The following is a 26,932-nucleotide window of genomic DNA, read 5'->3' as shown; positions in this document are numbered from 1 at the left end:
ACGGATCTTGCACGCACCCCGGCAACCCCAGCCGCAGTGCCCGTGATGTCCGAGAACGAAGACGCAGGCGAAAAAACCGAACAGCCAACAGAAAAACGCCTGCGTGAAGCCCGTGAACAGGGCAACATTCCGCGTTCGAAGGAGCTGGCGACCGTGGCCGTGTTCGGCGCCGGCATCATCGCTATCATGGCCAGCAGCGCCTCGCTGGGCGCTGGTGGCCGGGCGTGGATGCGCGCCGCACTCAGCCCCGAGCCAGCCCTGTGGCAGAACCCGCAGCTGCTGTTCGGGCATTTCGGCATGTTGTTCCTGCGCCTGATGATGGCCTGTTGGCCGTTGTTGCTGGTCTGCATCCTCGCCAGCTTCCTGGCGCCCGTGGTGATGGGCGGCCTGCGCTGGTCGAACAAGTCGCTGATGCCCGACCCCAGTCGCCTCAGTCCGCTGTCCGGGCTGAAGCGCATGTGGGGCGCCGAAGCCGTGGCCGAGCTCATCAAATCACTGCTGCGCATGGGGTTTGTCGGGGCCTCGGCCACCCTGGTGTTCGCCGCCAGCTTCGACAGCCTGCGCGGCCTGCTGAACCAGCCACTGGAATCGGCCGTCGCCCATGGCCTGGGCTTCACCCTGAAGCTGCTGCTGGCTGCCGCCGGGGCGATGCTGGTGCTGGCCGCCATCGATGCCCCGTACCAGCGCTGGAACTGGACGCGCAAGCTGAAGATGACCCGCGAGGAACTGCGCCGGGAAATGAAGGAAAGCGAGGGTAGCCCGGAAGTGAAGGGCCGCATCCGCCACATGCAGCAGCAGCTGGCCAACCGCCGGATGATGGAAGCGGTGCCCACCGCCGACGTGGTGGTGGTCAACCCGACCCACTACGCGGTCGCCCTGAAGTACGAGGGCAGCAGCATGGGAGCCCCCACGGTGGTCGCCCTGGGCGTGGACGAAACCGCCCTGCGCATCCGAGAAGTGGCCGACGGCAACAAGGTCGCGATCGTCTCTGCCCCGCCTTTGGCACGCGCCTTGTATCGGGAGGGGCAACTCGGAAAGGAAATTCCCGTGAGACTGTACTCCGCCGTCGCCCAGGTGCTGTCCTACGTCTACCAGCTGCGCAGCTGGCGGACCGGCCCGATGCCGTCCGTCCCGCAGGTGGACGTGGATGAATTCGGCAAGGGAGGCCGCCCGTGAACGCCCAGGCTTCCGGCTTCAATACCCGCCGCGCCCTCGAGATGATCCGCCAGGGTCTTGGCGCACCCCTGATCGTGCTGGCCCTGCTGGCCATGGTCGTGGTGCCGCTGGCCGCGCCGGTGCTCGATGCACTGTTCACCTTCAACATCGCCATCTCGCTGATGGTGCTGCTGGCGGTCGTCTACGTGAAGCGCCCGCTGGATTTCACGATCTTCCCGATCGTGCTGCTGGTCACCACCATGCTGCGGCTGGCGCTGAACGTGGCCTCCACCCGCGTCATCCTGCTGCACGGCCAGAACGGCCACGAGGCGGCCGGCAAGGTCATCGCCGCCTTCGGTGAATTCGTCATTGGCGGCAACTACGCCGTCGGCATCGTGGTCTTCGCGATCCTGACCATCATCAACTTCGTGGTCATCACCAAGGGCGCCGGGCGCGTCTCGGAAGTGACCGCGCGTTTCATCCTCGACGCCATGCCCGGCAAGCAGATGGCCATCGACGCCGATCTGAACGCCGGTTTGCTGACGCGTGAAGAAGCCAAGGCCCGTCGTGAAGAAGTCCGCGAGGAAGCCGACTTCTACGGTGCGATGGACGGTGCCAGCAAGTTCATCCGCGGCGACGCCATCGCCGGCATCCTGATCCTGTTCATCAACATGCTCGGCGGCCTGGCCGTGGGCGTGCTGCAGCATGGCATGCCGTTCGGCGATGCCGCCGCCACCTACACCCTGCTGTCCATCGGTGACGGCCTGGTGGCGCAGCTGCCGGCGCTGCTGATCTCCAGCGCCGTGGCGATGCTGGTCACCCGCGCCTCGCGCTCGCAGGACATGGCCCAGGCCATGACCGGCCAGGTGTTCGGCCAGTACCGCGCCCTGGCCATCACCGCCGGCATCATCGGCCTGGTCGGCCTGGTGCCGGGCATGCCCAACGTCGCTTTCCTGACGCTGGCCGCGATCCTCGGCTTCATCGCCTGGAAGCTGTACCGCAAGAGCCAGGCGCCGGCTGTCGATCCGGCCGCGGCCGCCGCTGAAGCCGGCCCGTTGAATGCCCTCGGCCGCCCGGCCGCCGCCCCCACCGCCGAACTGAGCTGGGACGAACTGCGCCCGGTCGATCCGCTGGGCCTGGAAGTGGGCTACCGGCTGATCCCGCTGGTGGATGCCAACCAGGGCGGCGAGCTGATGGCGCGCATCAAGGGCGTGCGCCGCAAGCTGACCCAGGACGTGGGCTTCCTGATCCCGTCCGTGCACATCCGCGACAACCTGGAACTGCCGGCCAACGGCTACCGCGTGCTGGTGCATGGCGTGCCGGTGGCCACCGCCGACATCCACCCCGACCGCGAACTGGCGCTGGACCCGGGCAGCGCGCTGGGCCCGCTGGAAGGCATCGCCGGCAAGGACCCCGCGTTCGGCCTGGATGCCACCTGGATCCAGCCGCACCAGCGTGCCCAGGCCGAGACCATGGGCTACACCGTGGTCGACCCGGCCACCGTGGTCGCCACCCATCTTTCGCACCTGATCCGCGAGCACGCGCCGGAACTGCTGGGCCACGAAGAAGTGCAGCACCTGCTGGCCAACCTGGGCAAGAGCGCGCCCAAGCTCGTCGAAGATCTGACGCCGAAGGCGCTGCCGCTGTCGGCAGTGGTGCGCGTGCTGCAGAACCTGCTGGTCGAGCGCATTCCGATCCGCCAGCTGCGCAAGATCGCCGAAGCGCTGGTCGAGCACGCCCCCATGAGCCAGGACCCGGCCACGCTGACCGCTGCCGTGCGCACCGCGCTGGGCCGCTTCATCGTGCAGGAGATCGCCGGAATGTCGGCGGAGCTGCCGGTGTTCACCCTCAACCCGCAATTGGAACGTGTCTTGCAGGAGTCCACGCAGGGCAACGGCGCCGCGCTGGAACCCGGACTCGCAGAGCGACTGCACCAGAGCCTGGCCGAATGTGTCAGCAAGCAGGAAGCGCGAAACGAGCCGGCGGTCGTGCTGGTACCGGGCCCGGTGCGTGCCGCGCTGGCCCGCCTGGTCCGCCACAGCGTTCCGTCGCTGTCGGTCCTGGCCTACAGCGAGGTGCCGGAAGACAAGCGCCTGAAACTGGTCGGAACGATCAGCTGACGCCCGCCTTCCACGCGCCAGAAAACAGACACCACTTTCAAACCGCAATACACGACAGATTCCAAGGGGAACCCGAACCGTGCAGACCACCGACCACCCGCGTTCCTCGACCGCCACTCCGCCGACTTCGTCCCGTGACCACAGCATGAAAATCAAACGATTCGTCGCCGCCGACATGCGCTCGGCCATGAACCTGGTGCGCAAGGAACATGGCCCCGACGCCGTGATCCTGTCCAACCGCCGGATCGAGGAAGGCGTGGAGATCGTCGCCGCCGCCCATTACGACGAGAGCGCCGTGCAGCGAGCACTGGAAGCCTCGCGCCGCGAGATCGCCCCGCCGCCGCCGAAGCCGCGCACCGCCGCCGATGCAGTGATCGCCGCGGTGACCCGCCGCCGCACCGCGACCCCGGCCGCCGAGCCGGTGGCCGCCACCACCTCGGCCGTCGCCGCCCTCGCCCGCGCCGCCGTCGGCGCCACCGGCCGCACCCTGGACAGCGCCGACGAGATCGTGCCGACCCGCGGCAGCACCGGCTTCGCCGCCACCCTGGCCCGCGCCAGCGTCAACGAATCGGCACTGCCGGAGCAGATCTTCGCCCCGTACGCCGACGCCATCGTGGCACCGCCGGCCAGCGCCGCCGTGGTCGCCGCCGCGCCGATCAACCGCGCCCGCTTCCTGATCGACCCGCCGCTGGAAGACGACGCCGCAGTCCTGCCGCCGCCGCTGCCGCTGCCGGCCCCGGCCGTCGCCGCCCTCCCGGTCGAAGCCGCAGTCGCATCGGCCACCGCCGTGGTCGCCGCCATCGAAGCGCCGGCCGCCGAAATGCCCGCCAACGATATGGCACCGCTGGCCGACGCCCTGCCGACCCCGGCACCCGCGCCGCAGCTGGCTCCGGCCCCGGCGCTGACCATGGTCGCCGCCGATGACGGCGAGATCCGCCAGCTGCGCCACGAAGTGGCGGGCATGCGCCAGGTCATCGAGCGCGAGATGAACCGATTCACCGATGAGCGCCTGCGCGGCAGCGCGGTGCGTGCCACCGCCCTGGACCTGATGGACGAGTACGGCTTCGATGCCGGCCTGTCGCGCGACGTGGCCATGCAGATCCCGCTGGAGACCGAGGCCCACCGCGGCCGTGGCCTGATGCTGGGGCTGATCTCGCGCAAGCTGCCGATCGCCCCGGTCGACCCGCTGGAAGAAGGCGGCGTGATCGCCCTGGTCGGCCCGACCGGTGCCGGCAAGACCACCACCATCGCCAAGTTGGCCTCGCGCTTCGCTGAAAAGCATGCCCCGCGTGACGTCGCCCTGGTGACCACCGACACGATGCGCGTCGGCGCCCGCGAGCAGCTGTACGGCTACGGCCGCCAGCTCGGCATCGCCGTCCACGAGGCCAACAGCGGCACCGACCTCGACCAGCTGCTGGAGCGCCTGCAGGACTACAAGCTGGTGCTGATCGACACCGCCGGCCTCGGCCCGCGCGATCGTGCCCTGGCCGCCCAGCTGCAGTGGCTGCGCGCCGCACGCCAGGTGCGCACCCTGCTGGTGCTGCCGGCCAACACCAGCTTCGGCGACATGGACGAGGTCGTCCGCCGCTTCGGCGCGGCGAACCTGCAGGGCCTGGTGCTGAGCAAGCTGGACGAGACCGGCCGCTTCGGCAACGCCCTGTCGGTGGCCGTCGACCACGCCCTGCCGATCACCTGGGTGACCGATGGCCAGGACGTCCCGGAGGACCTGCACCGGGCCAGTGCAGCCAATCTCGTACTTCGCCTTGAAGATTTGCGCCGAGCGGCCGATATGCCCTGCAACCCGGAGTTGAACCATGCCGTCGCGTGAGTACGCCAAGCTGACCAATACCTTCCCGCTGTCGGCCACCCGCAGCGAGCCGCTTGGCCCTGTCCGCACCATCGCGGTGACCGGCGGGAAGGGCGGCGTGGGCAAGACCAACGTGTCGGCCAACCTGGCCGTGGCGCTGGCGGGCATGGGCAAACGCACCCTGCTGCTGGACGCCGACCTGGGCCTGGCCAACATCGACGTCATCCTCGGCCTGAACCCGAAGTTCACCCTGGCCGACCTGGTGGCCGGCCGCTGCAGCCTGGAGGACGTGATCATCGAGGGCCCCAACGGGGTGCTGGTGGTCCCGGCCGCCTCGGGCCGCCGGCACATGGCCGAACTGGCCCCGGCCGAGCATGTCGGCCTGGTCAACGTGTTCTCCGAGCTGGAACGCGAGCTGGACATCATGGTGGTGGACACCGCCGCCGGCATCACCGATGGCGTGCTGACCTTCTGCCAAGCCGCGCAGGACACCGTGGTGGTGGTCTGCGATGAGCCCGCCTCGATCACCGACGCCTACGCGCTGATCAAGGTGCTCTCGCGCGAACGTGGCGTGGACCGCATCCAGGTGGTGGCCAACATGGTGCGCGACCCCAACGAGGGCCGCGTGCTGTACGAAAAGCTGACCCGCGTCTGCGAAAAGTTCCTCGCCGATGTCTCGCTGAACTACCTGGGCTGCGTGCCGCAGGATGACTGGCTGCGCCTGTCGGTGCAGCGCCAGCAGCCGGTGGTCAAGGCCTACCCGTCCAGCCCGGCCGCGCTGGCGATCACCGAGATCGCCCGCCGCACCGCCCGCTGGCAGGCGCCGACCGAACCGCGTGGCGGCGTCGAGTTCTTCCTCGAACGCATCCTCAAGCAGCGTGGGGTGACCGTATGAAAGGTGCAGCCCAGTACAAGGAAGTCCAGCGCGCCAGCGCGACCGATGTCATCGCCCAGCATTCCGATCTGGTGCGGCGCATCGCCCACCACCTGGCGGCGCGCCTGCCGGCCAGCGTCGAGGTGGACGACCTGATCCAGGCCGGCATGATGGGCCTGATCGAAGCCTCGCGCAGCTATGACGCCGACCAGGGAGCCTCGTTCGAGACCTATGCCTCGATCCGCATCCGTGGCTCGATGATCGACGAGATCCGCCGTGGCGACTGGGTGCCGCGCTCGGTGCACCGCCGTGCCCGCGACGCCGCCGCCACCATCCGCCGGCTGGAGCAGAGCAGCGGCCGCGCCGCCAGCGCCACCGAGGTGGCCGCGGCGATGGACATGCCCCTGCCCGAATATCTGCGCCTGATGGAAGACGCCTCGCGTGGCCAGGTGCTGAGCCTGGAATCGCGCATCGAGGACCAGGGCGAGCTGGACACCGTCGCCCAAGGCGGACCGACCCCGCAGCAGGTACTGGAACGCGGTGAATTCGGCCGCGAACTGGGCAAGGCGATCGGCCACCTGCCCGAACGCGAGCAGCTGGTGCTCTCGCTCTACTACGAGCAGGAGCTGAACCTGAAGGAGATCGGCGCGGTGCTCGGCGTGAGCGAATCGCGGGTCTGCCAGATCCACGGCCAGGCCGTGCTGCGCCTGCGCGGCCGGTTGAAGGTTTTCGAGGCGGCCGACGCCGGCCTCGAGCAATGAACATGCGCGAGGCGGCTGCCCCCGGCCGCCCGCAGTGAACAACAAAGGAACTCTGCTTTGAACAAGAACATGCGCATCCTGATCGTTGACGACTTCTCGACCATGCGTCGTATCGTCAAGAACCTGCTGGGCGACCTGGGCTTCACCAACACCGCCGAAGCCGAGGACGGGCATGCCGCGCTGTCGTTGCTGCAGAGCCAGCCGTTCGATTTCGTGGTCACCGACTGGAACATGCCGGTGATGACCGGCATCGAGCTGCTCAAGGCGATCCGCGCCGATGCAAAGCTGAAGACCTTGCCGGTGCTGATGGTGACCGCCGAAGCCAAGCGCGAGCAGATCATCGAAGCGGCCCAGAGCGGCGTCAACGGCTACATCATCAAGCCGTTCACCGCGCAGACCCTGGAAGAGAAGCTCGGCAAGATCTTCGAACGCCTGGCAGCGAGCGCCTGATGGACGCCCAGGTCGACAGAAGCGCCCTCGCCCTGCGCCTGCAGGAGGCCCTGGATGCACTGGAGTCGGGTGACGAGACCGCCTGGCGCCAGCGCATCGACAGCCTGGTGGCCGCGCGCACCCAGCCGATGATGAGCGGCCTTTCGCGGCTGGCCCGCGAGCTGGGCCAGGCCCTGGGCGAACTGCCGACCGTGCCGGACGAGGCCGGCGAGCTGGACGATGCCTGCGCACGCCTGGACCACGTGGTGGCGATGACCGAACAGGCCACCCACCGCACCCTGGACCTGGCCGAGGAATGCCGCGCCCTGACCGAACAGCTGCGTGCCGATGGCCTGCAGCCGGGCCAGGGCGAACAGCTTGAGCGCATCCGCCACAACCTGACCGAGATCGCCCTGACCCAGAGCTACCAGGACCTGACCGGGCAGATCATCCGTCGCGTGGTCGGCATCGTCCGCCGCGTGCACGAAGGCTTCGGCGCGCTCGGCCTGCCGCCGGAACAGCATCGCACCGACCCGGAACTTGCCGGGCCGGCACTGAAGGGACTGGACCGCCACGCGGTCTCGCAGAACGACGCCGACGACCTGCTGTCGGACCTGGGGCTGTAAGCATGAGCGCGGTTGCCGACGACATCACTGCCGATTTCATCATCGAGGCCCAGGAAATCCTGGATCGCCTGGGCGAACAGCTGGTGTCGCTGGAACAGGCACCGCAGGACAACGACCAGCTCAACGCGGTCTTCCGTGGTTACCACACGCTGAAGGGTGGCGCCGGCTTCCTCGGCATCACCGCCATGGTCGAGCTGTGCCATGCGGCGGAAGAAGCGCTGGGCGCCGCGCGTGCCGGCCAGGCCGTGCTGCAGGCCCATCACTTCGATGCCGCCCAGCAGTCGCTGGACTACCTGCAGTCGATGCTCGACGCGGTGTCGTCCGGCACTGAGCCCGGCTATGCGCCGCCGGAGCTGATCGCCCAGTTCGACGTGCACGGTGGCGCCAGCCCCGCCGTGGGCGCCGCCACGGCGGCCGCACCGGCTGCTGCCGGCGGCGACCTGATCACCGACGACGAGTTCGAGGCGCTGCTCGACCAGCTGCACGGCGGCAATGCCCCGACCGCGGTCGCACCGCCGAAGAAGGCCGACGACGGCCTGATCAGCGAAGACGAATTCGAAGCCCTGCTCGACCAGCTGCATGGCGGTGCCGTGCCCGGCGCCAAGCCGGTGGCTGCGGTACCGGTCGCGGCCCCGCCGGCACCGGCACCTGCGCCGCGCGCGGCGGCCAAGCCGGCGGCGAACAAGCCGGTGGCCGAAGCCGAACACACCGTGCGCGTGGATACCAAGCGCCTGGACGCCATCGTCAACCTGATCGGCGAACTGGTGCTGTCACGGAACCGGCTCAAGACCCTGCGCACCCGCCTGCGCGACGAAGAGCTGGACCGCGCCGTGTCGACGCTGGACATCGCCACCGCGCGCCTGCAGTCGGCGGTCATGCGCACCCGCATGCAGCCGGTCGGCAAGGTGTTCTCGCGCTTCCCGAAGGTGGCCCGCGACGTCGCCCGTTCGCTGCAGAAGGAAGTGGACCTGGAGCTGATCGGCGCCGAGACCGAACTGGACCGCAACCTGGTCGAAGCGCTGGCCGACCCGCTGGTGCACCTGGTGCGCAACGCCATCGACCACGGCGTGGAAATGCCTGACCTGCGTGAAGCCCAGGGCAAGCCGCGGATGGGCCATGTGCGCCTGTCGGCGCAGCAGGAAGGCGACTACGTCAGCATCGAAGTGCAGGATGACGGTGCCGGCATCGATCCGGAAAAGCTGCGCGCCAAGGCACGCGAGAAGGGCCTGATCGATCCGGAAGCCGCCGCCCGCCTGAGCAGCGAGGAATGCCTGCACCTGGTGTTCCTTCCCGGCTTCTCGACCAAGCAGCAGGTCACCGATATTTCCGGCCGCGGCGTCGGCATGGACGTGGTGCAGTCGCGCATCCGCGAACTGAGCGGGCAGATCCAGATCCAGTCCGAACTGGGCCGTGGCAGCCGCTTCCTGATCCGCGTGCCGCTCACCCTGGCCATCCTGCCGACCCTGCTGGTGCAGGCCGGCGAGGATGTCTACGCCCTGCCGCTGGCCCGCGTGATGGAAGTGCTGCACGCGCCGCGCACCTCGCTGGGCTGGTTCGATGGCCGTGCGGTGCTGGACCGCCGCTCGCACACCCTGCCGCTGGTCGACCTGCGCCAGTGGCTGGATGTGACGCCGGCCGCCTCCACCCTGCTGACCATCGTGGTGCTGCAGGCCGGCGAAGCCCGCTTCGGCCTGGTCGTGGACCAGGTCCGCGGCCGCGAGGAAGTGGTGATCAAGCCGCTACCCAAGGCCCTGCGCGGCCTGCGCGGTTACGCCGGTGCAACCTTGATCGGCGATGGTCGCATGGCCCTGATCCTGGACGTGGACGGCCTGCGCTGAAACCCCGCCGGGCATGGCCCGGCGCTACCGGATCTGGCCCCGCGCGGTAGCGCCGGGCCATGCCCGGCGACCCGAAAACTGTGACTACCGTCTGTACACGATCTACCGGTGTCTCAAGTCCCATTCACACAAGCCGATACCGGACCCATGGATAGACTCAGCCTCATTGGACTCTTTCTCGCCCTGGCCTCGCTCGTCGGCGGCAGCATCCTGAAAGGCGCCGGCCTGGCTTCGCTGTGGTCGCCTGCCGCCTTCGTGATCGTGATCGTCGGCACCGTGGCGTCGATCCTGCTGCACACCGCCCCGGCGGTGTTCAAGCACGCCTTCAAGATCGTGCGCTGGGTCGTGCGCCCGCCGCACAGTGACCGCCACGAACTGATCAAGCAGATCGTCGAGTGGAGCAACATCGCCCGCCGCCAGGGCCTGCTGGGCCTGGAATCGCAGGTGGAAGCACAGCGCGACCCGTTCCTGCGCAAGGGCCTGCAGCTGCTGGTCGATGGCGTGGAGCCCGAATCGATCCGGCACATGCTGGAAATCGAACTGAGCGGCCAGGAACACCAGGACCAGGCCGCGGCCAAGGTCTTCGAGGCCATGGGCATCTATGCACCGACCCTGGGCATCATCGGCGCCGTGCTGGGCCTGATCGCGGTGATGAAGAACCTGGCCGACCCCAGCAAGCTGGGCCACGGCATCGCCGCCGCGTTCACCGCCACCATCTATGGCATCGCCTCGGCGAACCTGCTGTTCCTGCCCATCGCCGCCAAGCTGAAGGGCGTGATCGCGCACAACACCCGCGACCGCGAAATGGTCATCGAAGGCCTGATCTCGATCGCCCAGGGCGAGAACCCGCGCAACATCGAAACCAACCTCACCGGCTTCCTGCACTGACATGGCCCGCCGCAAGCAGCACGAAGAGCACGCCAACCACGAGGCATGGGCCATCCCCTATGCCGACCTGATGACGTTGCTGCTCGCCTTCTTCGTGGTCATGTACGCCATTTCCTCGGTCAACGAGGGCAAGTACCGGATCATGGCCGATGCCCTGACCGATGCCTTCGGTGGTGCGCCGCGCACCATCAACCCGGTGCAGTTGGGCAACAAGCAGGTGCAGGGCGGCGGCTGGGACAGCCCCTCTGTGATCAAGTCGGGCACGAAGATCGGTCCGTCGGCGCCCGCGCCCACCCACGATCCCACCCTGCTGCCGGCGATGGCCTCGCAGATGCGCATGCCGGTCTCGGTGCACAACCAGGAACAGATCGCGCGCGCCGAGCGCCAGCTCAACAGCATCGCCGACCGCCTGACCGCCGCGCTGTCGCCGCTGATCGACCGCGGCATGATCAGCGTGCGCCGCACCGAGCTGTGGATCGAAGTCGAGATCAACAGCGACATCCTGTTCCCGACCGGCTCGGCCGCGCTGGACGTGCACGCACGACAGACCCTGGCCAGCCTGGCCGAGGTGCTGCGGGACGTGCCCAACAGCGTGCGCGTGGAAGGCCACACCGACGACGTGCCGATCGCCACCGCGACCTTCCCGTCCAACTGGGAATTGTCGGCCGGTCGCGCCGCCAGCGTGGTGCACCTGTTCGCCGACCAGGGCGTGCAGCCCTCGCGGCTGGCCATGGTCGGCTACGGCCAGTTCCGCCCGCGCGACGCCAATGACAGCGCACAGGGCCGCAACCGCAACCGGCGGGTGATGGTCATCATCCTGGCCGACACCAGCCATGCCGTCGATCCGCTGGGCGATCGCCTGAATGCCGCTGCAGGTGGCGGCAATGCCGCCGCCGGCACGACCACCGAAGCCGCTGCCGCACCGCGCAGCGCCCCCGTTTCCCCCATCGCACCGGTGCAGTTGCCGCCGGTGCCGGCTGGCAGCCGCGTCGGCGCCGCCGTTCCCCCGGCAATGAAGGAGTAACCCGATGCGCATCTGGGCAGTCGCCAACCAGAAGGGTGGAGTCGGCAAGACCACCACCACCCTCGCCCTCGGTCGCGGCCTGGCCGCACAGGGCCACCGCGTGCTGTTGATCGACCTGGACCCGCACGCCTCGCTCACCCGCGCCTTCGGCGTGCCGCTCGAGCCGGCGCCGGCCGGCGTGCTGGAACTGTTCGGCGCGCCGCCGGCCGAGCTGTCCACGCTGAGCCACCCCAGCAGCATCGGCGGCCTGGACTACGTCTGCGCGCAGGCCTCGCTGGCCACCCTGGAACGGCGCAGCGCCAACCAGCCCGGGCTTGGCCTCGCGCTGCAGAACGCGCTGGCCCGCCACCAGGGCCAGCACGACTACATCCTGCTGGACTGCGCGCCGACCCTCGGCCTGCTGATGATCAACGCGCTGGCCGCAGCCGACCGCCTGATCATTCCGACCCAGGCCGAGCCGCTGGCCCTGCACGGACTGGACGGCATGGTGCGCACTGGCGAGATGGTCGAGCGCTCGCGCCGCCGTCCGCTGCCGATCTCGATCCTGCCGACCCTGTTCGACCGCCGCACCCGCGCCGGCAACGAATCGCTGCGCACCATGCAGGACCGCCACGGCACCCGTGTGTGGGAAGACGCGATCCCGATCGACACCCGCATCAGCAATGCCGCCGGCCTGACCCTGCCCAGCGTGGGCGAGGACTACCCGGGCCGCGGCCTGGCGGCCTATCGCCGTGCGCTGAACTGGATCCTCGGCGAAGACGCGCGTGCCCTGGAGCAGGCAGCATGAACACCCCCGGCGTGCTGGACGACTATCTGGACGAGCTGCTGGGCGAGGCCATCGCCGTCGCCGCGCCGCCGGCGCCGGTCGCCGCCGCGCCTGCGCCCGAGCGCGAACCGACCTGGGACGACCTGCCAGCCGAAGTCATCTACGAAACCGGCGACACGGCCGTTGCAACCGCCGTGGACGACGCCCTGCTGGAAGCCGCCTTCGAAGCCGCCGTGGTCGCGGCGCCCGAACGCGAACCCACCTGGGACGACCTGCCGGCCGAGGTCATCTACGAGACCGGCGACACCCCCGGTAGCGCCGGGCCACGCCCGGCGAGCGCAGCGGCACCCGAAACCGCCGCCGTCGTTGCGGCGCCCGAACGCGAACCGACCTGGGATGACCTGCCCGCCGAAGTGGTCTACGAGACCGGCGACACCACCGGTAGCGCCGGGGCACTTCCGGCGAGCGCAGCGGCACCCGAACCCACCACCGAGCCGGACGCCCCCAAGCCGACCTGGGACGACCTGCCGGACGAAGTAATCTACGAAACCGACAGCGCCGACAGCCATCGCCTGGCGCACACCGACAGCCCTGCCCTGCAGGCCGCCTTCGAGGCCGCCGCCGTAGGCGAGGCTGTGCCGCCGCCTGCGCCGGTCGCGCCCGCAGCGCCCATCCCGGTAGCGCCGCGCCCGGCCCCTGCGCCGGTCGCACGCGCCGCCGTCGCACCGCCGCCGCGCGTTGCCCTCGATGCGCCGCCCGGCATCCGCCCCGGCAGCTGGCAGGAACTGCAGGCGCAGGCCCACCAGCCGCCGCATGGCGCCAACCCGCACAACCGCCGCGCCGCCGAACGCACCTCGCGCTGGCTGCGCCTGCGCTGTGGCACCCAGGCCTATGCACTGGAACTGCTGAAGGTGCAGGAAGTGGTGCTGCCCGTACCGCTGCTGCCGCTGCGCGGCACGGCCCCGGCCATGCTCGGCATCATGAACCTGCGTGGCCAGGTGGTGCCGGTGATGGACCTGGGCATCCACCTGGGCGCGGCCACCGCCGAAGACGATGCGCAGACCCGCATCGTGGTGCTGGAAGAGAACGGTGAAACCCTCGGCCTGCGCGTGTCGGCGGTCGAGGACGTGGCCAGCCTCACCGATTCGCAGATCGAGCCGCCCGATACCGCCCGCATCTGCCAGATCTCCAACGAGCTGTTCCGTGGCGTGGCCCGCATCAGCCAGCGGCCGATGATCCTGCTCGATGCGACCCGGTTGTTGGCCTGAGTCCCATCCACGCATGGCGTGGACCTACTGGACGCGCCCGCGTGGATATGCGGCCAATCGATTCAACCCTAAAGAACCCCTGCCGGGTGCCGTTATGGATCTCGGAACCGTTTGTCCGGAGCAACGATGAGCACTGTCGAACTGGGTGACGATCTCGGCATCGAGAACAGCACCGAGCTCAAGAACCGCCTTTCGCCCCTTGTGGCGGAAGCAGGCGAACTGACCCTGGACGCAAGCCAGGTCGGTCGCATCCACACGGCCAGCGTGCAGGTGCTGTGTGCGTTCGTGCAGGCGCGCCGCGAGGCGGGCCTGGGCACCGGCTTCCACGGTTGCACTGCAACCTTCCGTGACGCCGCCCGCCTGTTGGGCGTCACCCAGGCCCTGGGCCTGGACGTACCCCATGACAACCTGAAATCTGTGGAGAACGCTGCATGAGCGCACGTATCTTGGTGGTGGACGATTCGGCGTCGATGCGCCAGATGGTTTCCTTCGCCCTCACCTCGGCCGGTTTTGCCGTCGAAGAAGCCGAAGACGGCGCGGTCGCGCTCGGTCGCGCCAAGGGCCAGCGTTTCAACGCGGTGGTCACCGACGTCAACATGCCGAACATGGATGGCATCAGCCTGATCCGCGAGCTGCGCCAGCTGCCGGACTACAAGTTCACCCCGATGCTGATGCTGACCACCGAGTCGGCTGCGGACAAGAAGTCCGAAGGCAAGGCCGCCGGTGCCACCGGCTGGCTGGTCAAGCCGTTCAACCCCGAACAGCTGGTCGCCACCGTGCAGAAGGTGCTGGGCTGATCGCCCGGCACCCCTGAACCGCCCCTACCCCACGTTTCCGGATTGCCTCTGCCATGAGCATGGACCTGCAACGCTTCCACGCCACCTTCTTCGAGGAGAGCCGCGAAGGCCTCGACGCGATGGAGGCCGGCCTGCTGGCCCTGGAATCGGGGCAACAGGACGCGGAGATCATCAATTCGGTGTTCCGCGCCGCCCACTCCATCAAGGGTGGTGCCGGCACCTTCGGCTTCGATGCGATCGCCGGCCTGACCCACGTGCTGGAAACGCTGCTGGATGAGCTGCGTGCCGGCAAGCGTGCGCTGGAACCGGCCGCAGTGGACGCAATGCTGTCCTCGGTGGACGTGCTGCGCGCCCTGCTGCGCGAAGCCGAGCACGGCCAGGCCGCTGACCCGGCCGCCGTCGCCGCAGTGAAGGCGCGCCTGGAAGCGGTGCTGTCCGGCCAGGTCGCCGCCAGCGCTCCGGCCGCTGCCGAAGCCAAGGTCGACGATACGCCCGAAGCCTGGCAGATCGGCTTCACCCCGGCGCCGTCGCTGTTCATGAGCGGCAACGACCCGCTGCGCATCATCCGCGAACTGGAACACCTGGGTTCGCTGCAGGTCGCCGCGCGCATGGAGCGCCTGCCCGGCTTCGCCCAGCTCGACCCGCTCGAGGCCCACCTGGCGTGGGACCTGGGCCTGGTCGGCAAGGTGCCGCGCAGCAAGATCGAAGACACCTTTGCCTGGGTGCTGGACGACTGCGAACTGGACATCCGTCCGGCCGCGCCGCCGAGCCTGGCCACCCAGGCCCCCGCTGCACCCGTTGTTGCCCCTTCCACCCCCGTTGCACCGGTGGCTGCAGCCGCCCCCGCCGCGCCGGCCGCCAGTGGTGGTGGCGCACAGGAAGCCGAAACCTCGATCCGCGTCAGCGTGGACAAGGTCGACGCACTGATCAACCTGGTCGGCGAACTGGTCATCACCCAGGCCATGCTCAAGCAGGTCTCGCACGCACTGGACCCGGTGCATGCCGAAAGCCTGTTCGCCGGCCTGGACCAGCTTGAACGTAACACCCGCGACCTGCAGGAAGCGGTGATCGGCGTGCGCATGCTGCCGGTCGATGCGGTGTTCCGCCGCTTCCCGCGCCTGGTCCGCGACCTCTCGACCCGCCTCGGCAAGCAGGTGCGCCTGCGCACCGTGGGCGAAGGCACCGAACTGGACAAGGGCCTCATCGAGAAGATCGCCGACCCGCTGGTCCACCTGGTCCGCAACTCGATCGACCATGGCCTGGAAATGCCGGACGTGCGTCGTGACGCAGGCAAGGACGAGACCGGTACGATCACCCTGGCCGCTTCGCATCAGGGCGGCCACATCGTCATCGAAGTCAGCGACGACGGCCGCGGCCTGAACCGCGACAAGATCCTGGCCAAGGCACACGAACGCGGCCTGGCCGTACCGGACAACCCGACCGATTCGCAGGTCTGGGACCTGATCTTCCAGCCCGGCTTCTCCACCGCCGATGCAGTGACCGATCTGTCCGGGCGTGGCGTGGGCATGGACGTGGTCCGCCGCAACATCCAGGCACTGGGTGGCGAAGTGCAGATCGAAAGCAGCCTGGGCAGCGGTACGCGCACGCTGATCCGCCTGCCGCTGACCCTCGCCATCCTCGACGGCATGACCGTGGCGGTGGCCGGTGAAACCCTGATCCTGCCGCTGGCGTATGTGCTGGAAGCCCTGCAGCCGCAGCCCGACGACATCCGCAGCATGGCCGGCGAAGGCCGCGTGCTGCGCGTGCGTGGCGAGTACCTGCCGATCCTGTCGCTGAGCGAGTACTACGGCTATGGCGCCCGCAGCGCCAACAGCGAATCGCTGGTGGTGGTGGTCGAGGGCGATGGGCAGAAGATCGCCCTGGAAGTGGACGAACTGGTCGGCCAGCAGCAGGTGGTGGTGAAGAACATCGAGAACAACTACCGCCGCATCGGCGGGGTGTCCGGTGCCACCATCCTTGGCGACGGCCGTGTCGCCCTGATCGTCGACATCGGTGGCCTGGTGCGTTCGCTGCGCGTGCCGCAGGCCGCCTGAGCCACTGCACCGCGCTGTACCCGAACCGCCGCCCGCAGGGGCGGCGGTTTTTGTTTGCGCGCAGCCGAGTCCAGCAGGGGTCAGATCCCTTTGCGCAGCAAAGGGCTCTGACCCCACACGAGCATCACGCACTGTGATCTCCGTCATGAAGGCAGTTTCCACTGCAACCATGCAAGCAAGCGAACGCGCCCGCCCCACAAGGCTTTCGTGCCAATGCACCCTACGCACACGAATGTGACATCCGTCCATAAAGTCCGCGCGGAGCACGCCGCTATCTGGCTTTGACGGCAATCACCGAACCCCACCGGCGCCACCGTTTCCCTCTGCACCCCCGGCCCGCGCCCGTGCGCCGGCCACCTGCCCACCCGGAGCACCCTGCATGAAGTGGTTCCATGATCTGCCCATCGCCCGCAAGCTGGCCGTGGGGTTCACCCTGACGACGCTGATGACCCTGGTCCTGGGCCTGTTCGCCCTGGTCCGCCTCAGCGAGGCCAACGCCCAGCTGGGCTCGATGGCCTCCAATGACATCCCGTCGGTGCAGCATCTGGGCGAGGCACGCTCGCTGCTGGGCGAGTTCCGCACGTATGAAATGGCCCTGCTGACCATGCTGGACCAGCCGGACAAGGTGGCCGAATACAACAAGCGCATGGATGACACCGCCAGAACGGTCCGTGAGCAGCTCGACGCGTATGCCGTCATCCCGGCAGGCGACAAGGAACGCGCACTGTTCGCGCCGGTCAAGGCCAACGTCGATGCCTACTTCGCAGCGAATGCGAAGTTGCGTGCAGCGGTCGATGCCGGCGATGGCGCACTGGCCCAGCAGATTTCCGACGAGCAGTCGCGCACCGCGCGCCGCAAGGCATTCGATGACCTCAAAGCGCTGAGCGCCTTCCTCGGCACGCAGATGCAGGCCAAGATCGACGCCGCCAACGCCACCCACCGCAACAGCATGATCGCCATCGTCGGCACCATCGTGCTGCTGTCGCTGGTCGCCGCTGCACTGGCCGTGGTCATCTCGCGCGCCGTCACCGTTCCGCTCGGCAAGGCACTGACCGCCATCCAGGCCGTCGCCCGCGGCGACCTCAGCGTCACCACCCAGGCCACCAGCAAGGACGAAGCCGGCCGCATGCTGACCGCCACCAGCGACATGACCGCCATGCTGCGCCGCTTCTCCGAGCAGACGCAGCTGATGGCGGAGATGCATGCCGGCCCGGACATCAGCCATCGCATCCCAGAGGATTTCCCCGGCGTGTACGGCCAGCTGGCCGGCGGCATCAACACCGTCATCTTCGAGCACCTCGATTCGATCCGCGCCGCCTTCGACGTGCTGAACCAGTACGCCGCCGGCAACCTGACCCAGGATGCGCAGCGCCTGCCTGGCACCCGCGCGTTCCTGCACGAAGCCATGGATGCGGCGAAAGCCAGCCTGCTGGCCATCAACACCCAGATCCAGCAGCTGGCCAACGCGGCGGCCGCCGGTGACTTCAGCCAGCGCGGCGATGCCGATCGCTTCGACCATGACTTCAAGGTGATGATCGAGCAGCTGAACTCGATGATGCAGGTGGCCGACGGCAACCTCGGCCAGCTCTCGCAGCTGCTGCAGGCCATCGCCGAAGGCGACCTGACCGCACGCATGGACGGCCAGTTCCATGGCGTGTTCGCCCGCATGCGTGACGACGCCAACACCACCGTCGCCCAGCTGACCCAGATCGTTGGCCAGATCCAGGCCAGCGCCGGCAGCATCACCCTGGCCGCCGGCGAGATCGCCTCGGGCAACAGCGACCTGTCGCGCCGTACCGAACAGCAGGCCGCCAACCTGGAAGAGACCGCGGCATCGATGGAGGAACTCACCTCCACCGTGAAGCAGAACGCCGAGCACGCGCGCCAGGCCAACCAGCTGGCCATCGGTGCACACGGCGTCGCCTCGCAGGGCGGCGAAGTGGTCGGCCAGGTGGTCGTCACCATGTCGGCTATCGAGGCCTCGTCGAAGAAGATCGCCGAGATCATCTCGGTCATCGACGGCATCGCCTTCCAGACCAACATCCTGGCGCTGAATGCCGCGGTGGAAGCGGCGCGTGCCGGTGAACAGGGTCGCGGCTTCGCCGTGGTCGCCAGCGAAGTGCGTACCCTCGCCCAGCGCTCGGCCGCCGCCGCCAAGGAGATCAAGGGCCTGATCGATGATTCGGTCGGCAAGGTTGCCGAAGGCTCCAGCCTGGTCCACCAGGCCGGCAGCACGATGGGCGAGATCGTCGCCTCGGTGCAGCGCGTCACCGACATCATGGCCGAGATCTCCGCTGCCTCGCAGGAGCAGTCGGCCGGCATCGAGCAGGTCAACCAGACCGTGGTGCAGATGGACGAAACCACCCAGCAGAATGCCGCGCTGGTGGAAGAAGCAACCGCCGCTGCACGCGCGATGGAAGACCAGGCCGCGCAGCTGGGTGAAGCCGTGGCCCGCTTCCGCCTCGCCACTCCCGGCCTGAGCGCGCCCGCACCGCGCGCCATTGCCGCAGCCCCGGTGGCGCGCAAGCCCACTTCGGTTGCCACACCGGCCCCGTCGCGGGCCCGCAAGCCGGTGGCGCAGCCTGCGCTGGCCGGTGACGGCGACTGGCAGGAGTTCTGAGCCACAGCGGGTCCGGTCGCGGCATGACCGGACCCGCATCAAGGCGGCGGCACCGTCTATGGAAAGTGATGCATTTCACACTTCATAATTGCCGACCCCGGCCGATACCTCTTTCAAGCCACGCGCCAGCGCGTGTCGGCCCCCGCCCCAGAACCAAGATTCCATGTCCGACGGCCACGACAACGACCAGCACGATGCCCACGCGGCCGACGCCGCCGACGAACGCTTCCTGGTGCGCAATCCCCGCCAGCTGCGCCAGCTGCTGCGTTCGCTGATCGACCAGCGTTCGCTGATCAACGCCCACATCGACGGTCGTGATCGTTCCTTCCCGACCGCCCTGCTCGACCTGGACGAGGACGACGATTTCCTGCTGCTCGATGGCAGCCCGCAGGAAGCCTCCAACCGCGCCGCCGAAGAGGCCGATCACCTGCTCTGCTTCGCCCAGCTGGAACGGGTACTGGTGCGCTTCCGCCTGCAGGACCTGCAGCGGGTGGACAACGAAGGCCACGTCGCCTTCCGCGCGCCCCTGCCGGAAGAACTGGTGCACCTGCAGCGGCGCGAGCTGTACCGCCTGGAGACCCCCATCACCGACTCGCCGCAGCTGACCCTGCCCGCCGGTGAAGTCGGCAGCGAAGCGCTGTCGATGCGCGTGGTCGACATCAGCGGCGGCGGCCTGGCCGTCACCGTGCCCAGCGACTGCGCGGTGTTCAGTCTGCAGAAGCGCTACAACGCCGTGCTGTCGATGCCCGATGGGCCGGATCTGCAGATTCCCCTGGTGGTCTGCAACATGCTGCCGCAGCGGCAGCCCAACGGCATCGAGGTCAAGCGCATCGGCATGCGCTTCGACGACCTGCCGCGCGGTGGCGACAGCGCCATCCAACGCTACATCTTCCGCATCGACCGCCAGCGCAAGGCGCGCCAGAACGGCGAGATGTAAGGCCGTCCGGTAGTGCCGGCCGCTGGCCGGCAACGGGCCGCCATTGCCGGCCAGCCGCCGGCGCTACCAAGCCGTGCACGCCATGCGTGGATGACGCACCTGCCCACCTAAAGTCCCCACCCACGGGGCCGATATCGAGCCTGACACCGGAATTCCGGCAGACCAGGACCCTCGATGAACGACAAGACCAGCTCCACCGCCAGCGCCGGTGGCGAATTCCTCAGCTTCACCCTCGGCGCCGAGCACTACGGCGTGGACATCCTCAAGGTGCAGGAAATCCGTGGCTACGACGCGGTCACCCGCGTGCCGGACGCACCGGACTACATCAAGGGCGTCATCAACCTGCGCGGCACCATCGTTCCGGTCATCGACCTGCGCCTGAAGCTGCGCCTGGAAAACGCGACCTACGACGCCTTCACCGTGATGATCGTGCTGAACGTGGATGACCGCGTGGTCGGCATCGTCGTCGACAGCGTTTCCGACGTGATCCCGCTGTCGGGCGATCAGATCCGCCCCACCCCGGAATTCGGCGCCGCCGTCGATACCCGCTTCATTTCCGGCATCGGCACGCAGGACGACCGCATGCTGATCCTGCTGGACATCGAAACCCTGCTGGACAGCGCCGACATGGGCCAGGCCAGCCTGGTCGAAGACGCCGCGGCCTGAGCAGGCGGACTTCCCTCACGTTTCTGTAACCGAGCCCTTCAGTTCCCCGCGGCAGTGCCGATAGGGGGACAGGAACCCGGTCGCGCAGGAGCGCGCAGAACCGGATCGACCATCACAATCCCCGGAGAATCACCCCGATGAAGTCCCTGCTTGCGTTCGTTTCGGCTGCCGTCCTGGCCACCACTGCTTCTTCCGCTTTCGCACAGTCGGCCGACATGATCCCGCCGGAAATGGCCCCGCGCTCGGTCGGCAAGGACGGCATGGTCTGCGGCAAGGTCGAGAAGGCACGCTTCGCGGAAGGTTCCGAAGGCCAGCCGACCTTCCTGTACATGGGCGGCGCCTTCCCGCGCCACACCTTCTCGGCCCGCATCGCCGGCGAGAACCGCGGCAAGTTCAACTTCCCGCTGGAAAGCCTGGAAGGCAAGACCGTCTGCGTGCTGGGCAAGATCCAGCGCGATGCCTCGCGCGCTGAAATCGAAGTCAGCTCGCCGGCAAGCCTGAAGCTGGCCAACATCAAGTAATCCGCTGTCCATCACCACGCCGGCCCCTCGCCGGCGTGGTCTGCTGCAACCGGGCAGACGCCCGGACGCGTCTGCCTTAGGAGATCGCAACGCCCATGCCGTGGATCAACAACCTCAAACTGATGCCGAAGCTGCTGTTGACGTTCGGCGTCATCCTGCTGGTGATGCTGCTGCAGGGCATCGTCGCCTATCGTGGCCTGCATTCGCTGAACAACGTCACCACCGAGCTGGCGGGCTCGCGGATGGAAAGCATCCGCATGGCCGGCGAAATGCGCGGCATGATCGGTGAGATCCGCAACTCCGAGTACCAGCAGCTGGTCCGCGCCAGCGCCGAGGTCAAGGCCGACGCCCACGCACGCGTGGCTGAGCTGCGCACCAACCTGGACAAGGCGATCAAGGAATACCCGACCCTGATCGACAACCCGCAGCAGAAGAAGCTGTTCGACGCCTTCGCCAAGGACTGGAAGGATGCCGTCGCCTCCTACGACAGCGTCAACGAGATGCTGGAGCTGGAGCTGCCCGACGACGCCATCGATACCTTCGTCGGCGAGACCCGCACCAAGCACCGCAAGGCCACTGCCTCGCTCGAATCGCTGATCGCCGAAGACAACCGCCTGTCCCGCGCCGCGCGCGAGGAGGCCTCCTCCACCTATTCCGCATCGGCCACGCTGATGGTGATCGCCCTGTTCGGCGGCGCCGCGCTGGGCCTGGTGCTGGTGTGGCTGTTCGCCCGTGCCCTGGTCGGCAGCGTGCGTGGCGCCGTTTCGGTCGCCAACGACGTCGCCGGCGGCAAGCTCGACGGCCATATCGATGTCAGCCGCCAGGACGAAGTGGGCGAACTGATGCAGGCCATGCAGCGCATGCAGCGCGACCTGCGCGAGCGCATCGAGACCGATGCCGCCGTCGCCCGCGAGAACCTGCGCATCCGTACCGCCCTGGATTACAGCTCCACCGGCGTGTACCTGACCGACCCGAACAACACCATCGTCTACAGCAACCGCGCCCTGCAGCAGACCCTGGTCCAGTACCAGGACGACGTGCGCCGCGACCTGCCGGACTTCGACGCGCAGGCGTCGCTGGTCGGCAAGCCGGTGACCGTGCTGGAACACCGTGGCGAGATGGACACCACCCTGGTGGCCAACCTGAAGGCCCACGGCGTCGCCCGCCGCCCGATGCAGTATGGCGATGCGCAGTTCGCCCAGGTCGCCTCGACCATCCGCAACGAAGCCGGTGACACCGTCGGCTACGTGGTGGAATGGCGCGACCGCACCCAGGAAGCGCAGGTCGAAGCCGAAGTGGCCCGCGTCATCGCCCAGGCTGCCGCCGGCGACCTGTCCGGCCGCATCGATGCCAACGGCAAGGAAGGCTTCTTCCTGCAGCTGGCCCAGCAGATCAACGGCCTGCTGGACGCCAACGCCGGCAGCATCGAGCAGATCTCCGGCCTGCTGGCTGCGCTGTCGCAGGGTGACCTGACCGTGCGCATGCACGGCGATTACCAGGGCGTGTTCGCCCGCATGCGTGACGATGCCAATGCCACCGCCGCGCAGCTGAGCGAGATCGTCACCCGCATCAAGCAGTCCAGCCGCGCGATCAACTCGGCCGCCGGTGAGATCGCCTCGGGCAACAGCGATCTGTCGCGCCGCACCGAGCAGCAGGCTGCCAACCTGGAAGAAACCGCCGCCTCGATGGAAGAGCTGACCTCGACCGTTCGCCAGAACGCCGAGCACGCCCGCCAGGCCAACCAGCTGGCCATCGGTGCACACGGTGTCGCATCGCAGGGCGGCGACGTGGTCGGCCAGGTGGTCACCACCATGTCGGCCATCCAGGCGTCCTCGAAGAAGATCGCCGAGATCATCTCGGTCATCGACGGCATCGCCTTCCAGACCAACATCCTGGCGCTGAACGCCGCGGTGGAAGCCGCGCGTGCCGGTGAGCAGGGCCGCGGTTTCGCCGTGGTCGCCAGCGAAGTGCGCACCCTGGCACAGCGCTCGGCCGCTGCAGCGAAGGAGATCAAGGGTCTGATCGACGATTCGGTCGGCAAGGTCAACGATGGCTCGGCACTGGTGCACAAGGCCGGCGCGACCATGGGCGAGATCGTCGCCTCGGTGCAGCGCGTGACCGACATCATGGCCGAGATCTCCGCCGCCTCGCAGGAACAGTCGGCCGGCATCGAGCAGGTCAACCAGACCGTGGTGCAGATGGACGAAACCACCCAGCAGAATGCTGCGCTGGTGGAAGAAGCCACCGCTGCCGCCCGTGCGATGGAAGAGCAGGCCGGCCACCTGAGCGAGGCCGTGTCGATCTTCGTGGTGGACGAAGCCGAGATCGTGGTCGCCCCGCGCGCCCCGGCCCCGCGCGCCTCCGCCCCGGCGCCGGCACCGGCTGCACCGGCTGCACCGCCGGCACGTCGCAGCACCGGCGGTCGCCCGATGGCTGCCGAGCTGGCGGACGGAGACTGGCAGGAGTTCTGATTCCTGCTGCCGCAGGCTTCGAAGACGCCCTGGCCCCGTGCCGGGGCGTTTTCGTTTCCGGGGTTCCTGGGTTCCCGGGTCAACAGCCAACGGCGAAGCCCCTCGGGGTGGGCGCTCTTTGTACTGGGATTTTGTGGGTTGGCCGGGCGGGTGGATTGCGCGGGGGACGCTGCAAGTACGTCCATGTAAGCTCGGTCGCCGCCTGCTCGTGTGCGCTGTCCTGCGCACACGGCAAGACCGGGGTTGGGCGTCCTGCCCAACCCGCCCGAGGCATGCCTCGGGCCCATGCGGCTCACGCCCCCGCGCAACCCGCCCGCCCGGCCACGGACAGTTTCCCGCGCGTCCACCCCGGATTGAAGAAAGAAGAGCAAGAGCAAGAGCAACAGCTGCAGCTCGTCCGGGGTCAGAGCCGTTTTCCCTTGGAAAACGGATCCGACCCTCTTTCTCCCTCTCCTTGGGGTCAGATCCGTTTTCCGCAGGAAAACGGATCTGACCCCCAATTCCGTCCCGATGACAACACCGCTCTTGCCGTCCGCCGACGCGATGCACGAAGAGGCGGGCCGGGGTGGGCAGGCGGGACCGTAGGCGCCAAGGACGGCGCCTACGATCTACATGGACGTATTCACCGCGTTGCCCAGAACGGAAGGGCGGCGGGTAGGTAAAGAGTGTGAACGTCGGTGGCTGCCGGACGCTGAAAAAGGGTGGGAAGCCGGACCCTTAGGCGCCAGGGACCGCCCCTACAATTTACTTGACCGTAGTCACCGCGTGCCCCGCCTGCCCCCCCCGGCCCGCCTCCCTCGACATAACGAAACGCCGACAGACCGCTGTTGCCGTTGCCCTGGCTTCAAAGATGCCTGCCGCAGGCAGCGCCGCAGCCGCCGCTGCAAGGAACCCTGAATACGCAAAGTGCGTAACCCTCAAATCTCCCCGCCCCCGGCCGATAACCGTTCTGTCACGGCCTGTCGCGCCCTGACCGGTACTGGCGCCGCCCGCCCGTCTCGACCTGGTCTGCTTCATGAACCTCCTGCATCGCTGGCAACACTACTTCAGCAACCTCTCCGTCCGGCGCAAGCTCAACCTGCTGACGCTGCTCATCGCGATCGGCGTGATCGCGCTGTCGGTGATCGCCGCCCGCATGCAGTACCTGGATCTCAACGAAACCCGCAAGGCATCCCTCAAGACCCAGGTCGAACTTACCTACGGCATCCTCGACCACTACCACGGCCTGGCCGTCAGCGGCGAGCTGACCGACGAAGCCGCACGCCAGGCCGCGCTCGATGCGCTGGCGCGCATGCGCGCCGACCATGACACCTACTACTACAGCGTCTACGACACGCATTACCGTGTCCTGATGCATCCGTTCCGCAAGGATCTCATCGGCAAGGACATGGAAGCCTTCCGGTCCGAAGACGGTGTGCAGCTCTTCCACGACCTCGTCCAGGTCGCGCGCGCCGGCGGTGGCGTGGTTACCTACAAGTGGGCCAAGGCCAATGCGGAAGGTCTTTATGACAAGGCGTCCTACGCCGGCCTGTACAAGCCCTGGCAATGGGTCATCAGCAGCGGCGTCTATATGGAAGACGTCCAGCGCCAGGCGCTGGTGTTCACCGCCATCATGGCCGCCAGCGGCGGCGTGCTGGTGCTGATCGTGCTCGCCCTCAGCTGGATCATCGGCAACCGCATCGCCGGCCCGCTGAAGCAGGCCACCGCCGTTGCCGAAGGCATCGCCCGCGGCAGGCTCGACAGCCACATCGGCCCGCAGCCGCACGACGAAACCGGTCGCCTGCTGGAGGCCATGTCCGGCATGCAGCAGCAGCTGCACGCGGTCATCAGCGGCCAGCGCGAGATGGCGCGCCGCCACGACGCCGGTGAACTGAGCTACCGCATGGACGCCAGCGCCTTCCCCGGCGAGTACGGCCTGATGGTGCAGGAAACCAACACCCTGGTGGGCAGCCACGTGCAGACCCTGCACGACGTGCTGGACGTGGTGAAGCAGTACGCCGTCGGCGACCTCAGCCGCGACGTCGCCCGCTACCCGGGCGAGAAGGCCGCCATGACTACCACCGTGGACACGGTCAAGGCCAACCTCGGCCGCATCAACGCCGAGATCAAGCAGCTGGCTGCCGCGGCCGCCGCCGGTGATTTCAGCCGCCGTGGCGATGCGCAGCGCTTCGATCACGATTTCCGCCTGATGCTGGAAAACCTCAACGCGATGATGGCGGTCAGCGATGACAACCTCGGCAAGCTCTCGCAGCTGCTGTCGGCCATCGCCGAAGGCGACCTGACCACGCGCATGCAGGGTGACTACCAGGGCGTGTTCGCCCGCATGCGTGACGATGCCAACAGCACCGTCAGCCAGCTGACCCAGATCGTCGGCCAGATCCAGGCCAGCGCCTCCAGCATCACCCTCGCCGCCGGCGAGATCGCCTCGGGCAACAGCGACCTGTCGCGCCGCACCGAGCAGCAGGCGGCCAACCTGGAAGAAACCGCAGCGTCGATGGAGGAACTGACCTCCACCGTTCGCCAGAACGCCGAGCACGCCCGCCAGGCCAACCAGCTCGCCATCGGCGCGCAGGGCGTGGCGTCGCAGGGCGGCAGCGTGGTCAACCAGGTGGTCACCACCATGTCGGCCATCGAAGCCTCCTCGAAGAAGATCGCTGAAATCATCAGCGTCATCGACGGCATCGCGTTCCAGACCAACATCCTGGCACTGAATGCCGCGGTGGAAGCGGCGCGTGCCGGTGAACAGGGCCGCGGTTTCGCCGTGGTCGCCAGCGAAGTGCGTACCCTCGCCCAGCGCTCGGCCGCAGCGGCCAAGGAGATCAAGGGCCTGATCGACGACTCGGTCGGCAAGGTCGCCGAAGGCTCGACCCTGGTCCACCAGGCGGGCAGCACCATGGGCGAGATCGTCGCCTCGGTGCAGCGCGTGACCGACATCATGGCCGAGATCTCCGCGGCTTCGCAGGAACAGTCCGCCGGCATCGAGCAGGTCAACCAGACCGTGGTGCAGATGGACGAAACCACCCAGCAGAACGCCGCACTTGTCGAAGAAGCCACCGCCGCCGCACGCGCGATGGAAGACCAGGCCGCGCAGCTGGCCGACGCCGTGGCGATCTTCCGCCTCGACAACCAGGTAGCGGCTGCCGTGAAGGCGGTCACCGCCCGCGTCGCGCCGGCACCTGCCGCGGTGGCACGTCGCCCGCAGCCGGCCGCCGCGCCGACGCCGGCCCGACGTTCCAGCGCCAGCCCGTCCTCCAGCTCCAGCTTCGTCGCCCCCAGCGACGGCGACTGGCAGGAATTCTGATCCCGGTGG

20 protein-coding genes and 1 pseudogene are annotated in these 26,932 nt (G+C 68.2%); all 21 read left to right on the top strand.

The window, feature by feature from the left end:
• The first annotated feature begins 45 nt into the window (after positions 1-45).
• The 21 genes and pseudogenes from flhB (at position 46) to C1925_RS10205 (ending at position 26,923) form a co-directional block, all read left to right on the top strand.
• Positions 46-1,176 (top strand): flagellar biosynthesis protein FlhB, encoded by a 1,131-nt coding sequence (flhB, locus tag C1925_RS10305; RefSeq protein WP_108768789.1) that lies wholly within the window; start codon positions 46-48, stop codon positions 1,174-1,176.
• Between the two features lie 41 nt (positions 1,177-1,217).
• Entirely contained in the window at positions 1,218-3,275 is a 2,058-nt protein-coding gene (gene flhA, locus C1925_RS10300; RefSeq protein WP_174213541.1) for a flagellar biosynthesis protein FlhA, read from the top strand.
• Between the two features lie 145 nt (positions 3,276-3,420).
• Positions 3,421-5,103: a flagellar biosynthesis protein FlhF gene (flhF, locus tag C1925_RS10295; RefSeq protein WP_108768787.1), complete on the top strand. Its 1,683-nt coding sequence runs from the start codon at positions 3,421-3,423 to the stop codon at positions 5,101-5,103.
• Complete coding sequence (locus C1925_RS10290; protein ID WP_108768786.1) at positions 5,090-5,977, top strand: MinD/ParA family protein; 888 nt, start codon at positions 5,090-5,092, stop codon at positions 5,975-5,977. Before flhF ends, C1925_RS10290 begins: the two co-directional genes overlap by 14 nt.
• Entirely contained in the window at positions 5,974-6,717 is a 744-nt protein-coding gene (locus tag C1925_RS10285) for an RNA polymerase sigma factor FliA (RefSeq protein ID WP_108768785.1), read from the top strand. Before C1925_RS10290 ends, C1925_RS10285 begins: the two co-directional genes overlap by 4 nt.
• A gap of 57 nt (positions 6,718-6,774) precedes the next feature.
• Entirely contained in the window at positions 6,775-7,167 is a 393-nt protein-coding gene (gene cheY, locus C1925_RS10280) for a chemotaxis response regulator CheY (protein ID WP_006365466.1), read from the top strand.
• A complete protein-coding gene (locus C1925_RS10275; RefSeq protein WP_108768784.1) occupies positions 7,167-7,772 on the top strand; it encodes a protein phosphatase CheZ in 606 nt (201 codons plus the stop codon). The genes cheY and C1925_RS10275 overlap by 1 nt, the downstream gene beginning before the upstream one ends.
• Before the next feature lie 2 nt (positions 7,773-7,774).
• A complete protein-coding gene (locus tag C1925_RS10270) occupies positions 7,775-9,610 on the top strand; it encodes a chemotaxis protein CheA (RefSeq protein ID WP_108768783.1) in 1,836 nt (611 codons plus the stop codon).
• A 147-nt stretch (positions 9,611-9,757) separates the two neighbouring features.
• Positions 9,758-10,498, top strand: coding sequence for a flagellar motor protein (locus tag C1925_RS10265; protein ID WP_108768782.1), 741 nt, complete (start codon positions 9,758-9,760; stop codon positions 10,496-10,498).
• Between the two features lies 1 nt (position 10,499).
• A pseudogene (gene motD, locus C1925_RS10260) lies at positions 10,500-11,378 on the top strand (flagellar motor protein MotD); the annotation flags it as partial.
• A gap of 148 nt (positions 11,379-11,526) precedes the next feature.
• Positions 11,527-12,309: a ParA family protein gene (locus tag C1925_RS10255; RefSeq protein WP_108768780.1), complete on the top strand. Its 783-nt coding sequence runs from the start codon at positions 11,527-11,529 to the stop codon at positions 12,307-12,309.
• Positions 12,306-13,556, top strand: coding sequence for a chemotaxis protein CheW (locus C1925_RS10250; RefSeq protein ID WP_108768779.1), 1,251 nt, complete (start codon positions 12,306-12,308; stop codon positions 13,554-13,556). Before C1925_RS10255 ends, C1925_RS10250 begins: the two co-directional genes overlap by 4 nt.
• Before the next feature lie 126 nt (positions 13,557-13,682).
• Entirely contained in the window at positions 13,683-13,991 is a 309-nt protein-coding gene (locus C1925_RS10245; RefSeq protein ID WP_079221799.1) for an STAS domain-containing protein, read from the top strand.
• Positions 13,988-14,353: a response regulator gene (locus tag C1925_RS10240; protein WP_070207889.1), complete on the top strand. Its 366-nt coding sequence runs from the start codon at positions 13,988-13,990 to the stop codon at positions 14,351-14,353. The genes C1925_RS10245 and C1925_RS10240 overlap by 4 nt, the downstream gene beginning before the upstream one ends.
• Positions 14,354-14,406: 53 nt before the next feature.
• A complete protein-coding gene (locus C1925_RS10235) occupies positions 14,407-16,407 on the top strand; it encodes a chemotaxis protein CheA (RefSeq protein ID WP_108768778.1) in 2,001 nt (666 codons plus the stop codon).
• A 379-nt stretch (positions 16,408-16,786) separates the two neighbouring features.
• Complete coding sequence (locus C1925_RS10230; protein ID WP_108768777.1) at positions 16,787-19,027, top strand: methyl-accepting chemotaxis protein; 2,241 nt, start codon at positions 16,787-16,789, stop codon at positions 19,025-19,027.
• Between the two features lie 163 nt (positions 19,028-19,190).
• Positions 19,191-19,964 carry a flagellar brake protein gene (locus C1925_RS10225; protein WP_108768776.1) on the top strand — a complete coding sequence of 258 codons (774 nt, stop codon included), beginning with the start codon at positions 19,191-19,193 and terminating at the stop codon, positions 19,962-19,964.
• A 174-nt stretch (positions 19,965-20,138) separates the two neighbouring features.
• A complete protein-coding gene (locus C1925_RS10220) occupies positions 20,139-20,630 on the top strand; it encodes a chemotaxis protein CheW (RefSeq protein WP_108768775.1) in 492 nt (163 codons plus the stop codon).
• A 137-nt stretch (positions 20,631-20,767) separates the two neighbouring features.
• Positions 20,768-21,151, top strand: coding sequence for a hypothetical protein (locus C1925_RS10215; RefSeq protein ID WP_108768774.1), 384 nt, complete (start codon positions 20,768-20,770; stop codon positions 21,149-21,151).
• A gap of 95 nt (positions 21,152-21,246) precedes the next feature.
• Positions 21,247-23,622 (top strand): methyl-accepting chemotaxis protein, encoded by a 2,376-nt coding sequence (locus tag C1925_RS10210; protein ID WP_108768773.1) that lies wholly within the window; start codon positions 21,247-21,249, stop codon positions 23,620-23,622.
• Between the two features lie 1,015 nt (positions 23,623-24,637).
• The gene (locus C1925_RS10205) at positions 24,638-26,923 is read left to right on the top strand and encodes a methyl-accepting chemotaxis protein (RefSeq protein WP_108768772.1); all 2,286 of its coding nucleotides are present in this window, start codon (positions 24,638-24,640) and stop codon (positions 26,921-26,923) included.
• Positions 26,924-26,932: the final 9 nt, after the last annotated feature.

Source organism: Stenotrophomonas sp. SAU14A_NAIMI4_5, assembly GCF_003086795.1.
Taxonomy (GTDB): domain Bacteria; phylum Pseudomonadota; class Gammaproteobacteria; order Xanthomonadales; family Xanthomonadaceae; genus Stenotrophomonas.
This window is presented reverse-complemented; position numbering and strand designations above follow the sequence as displayed.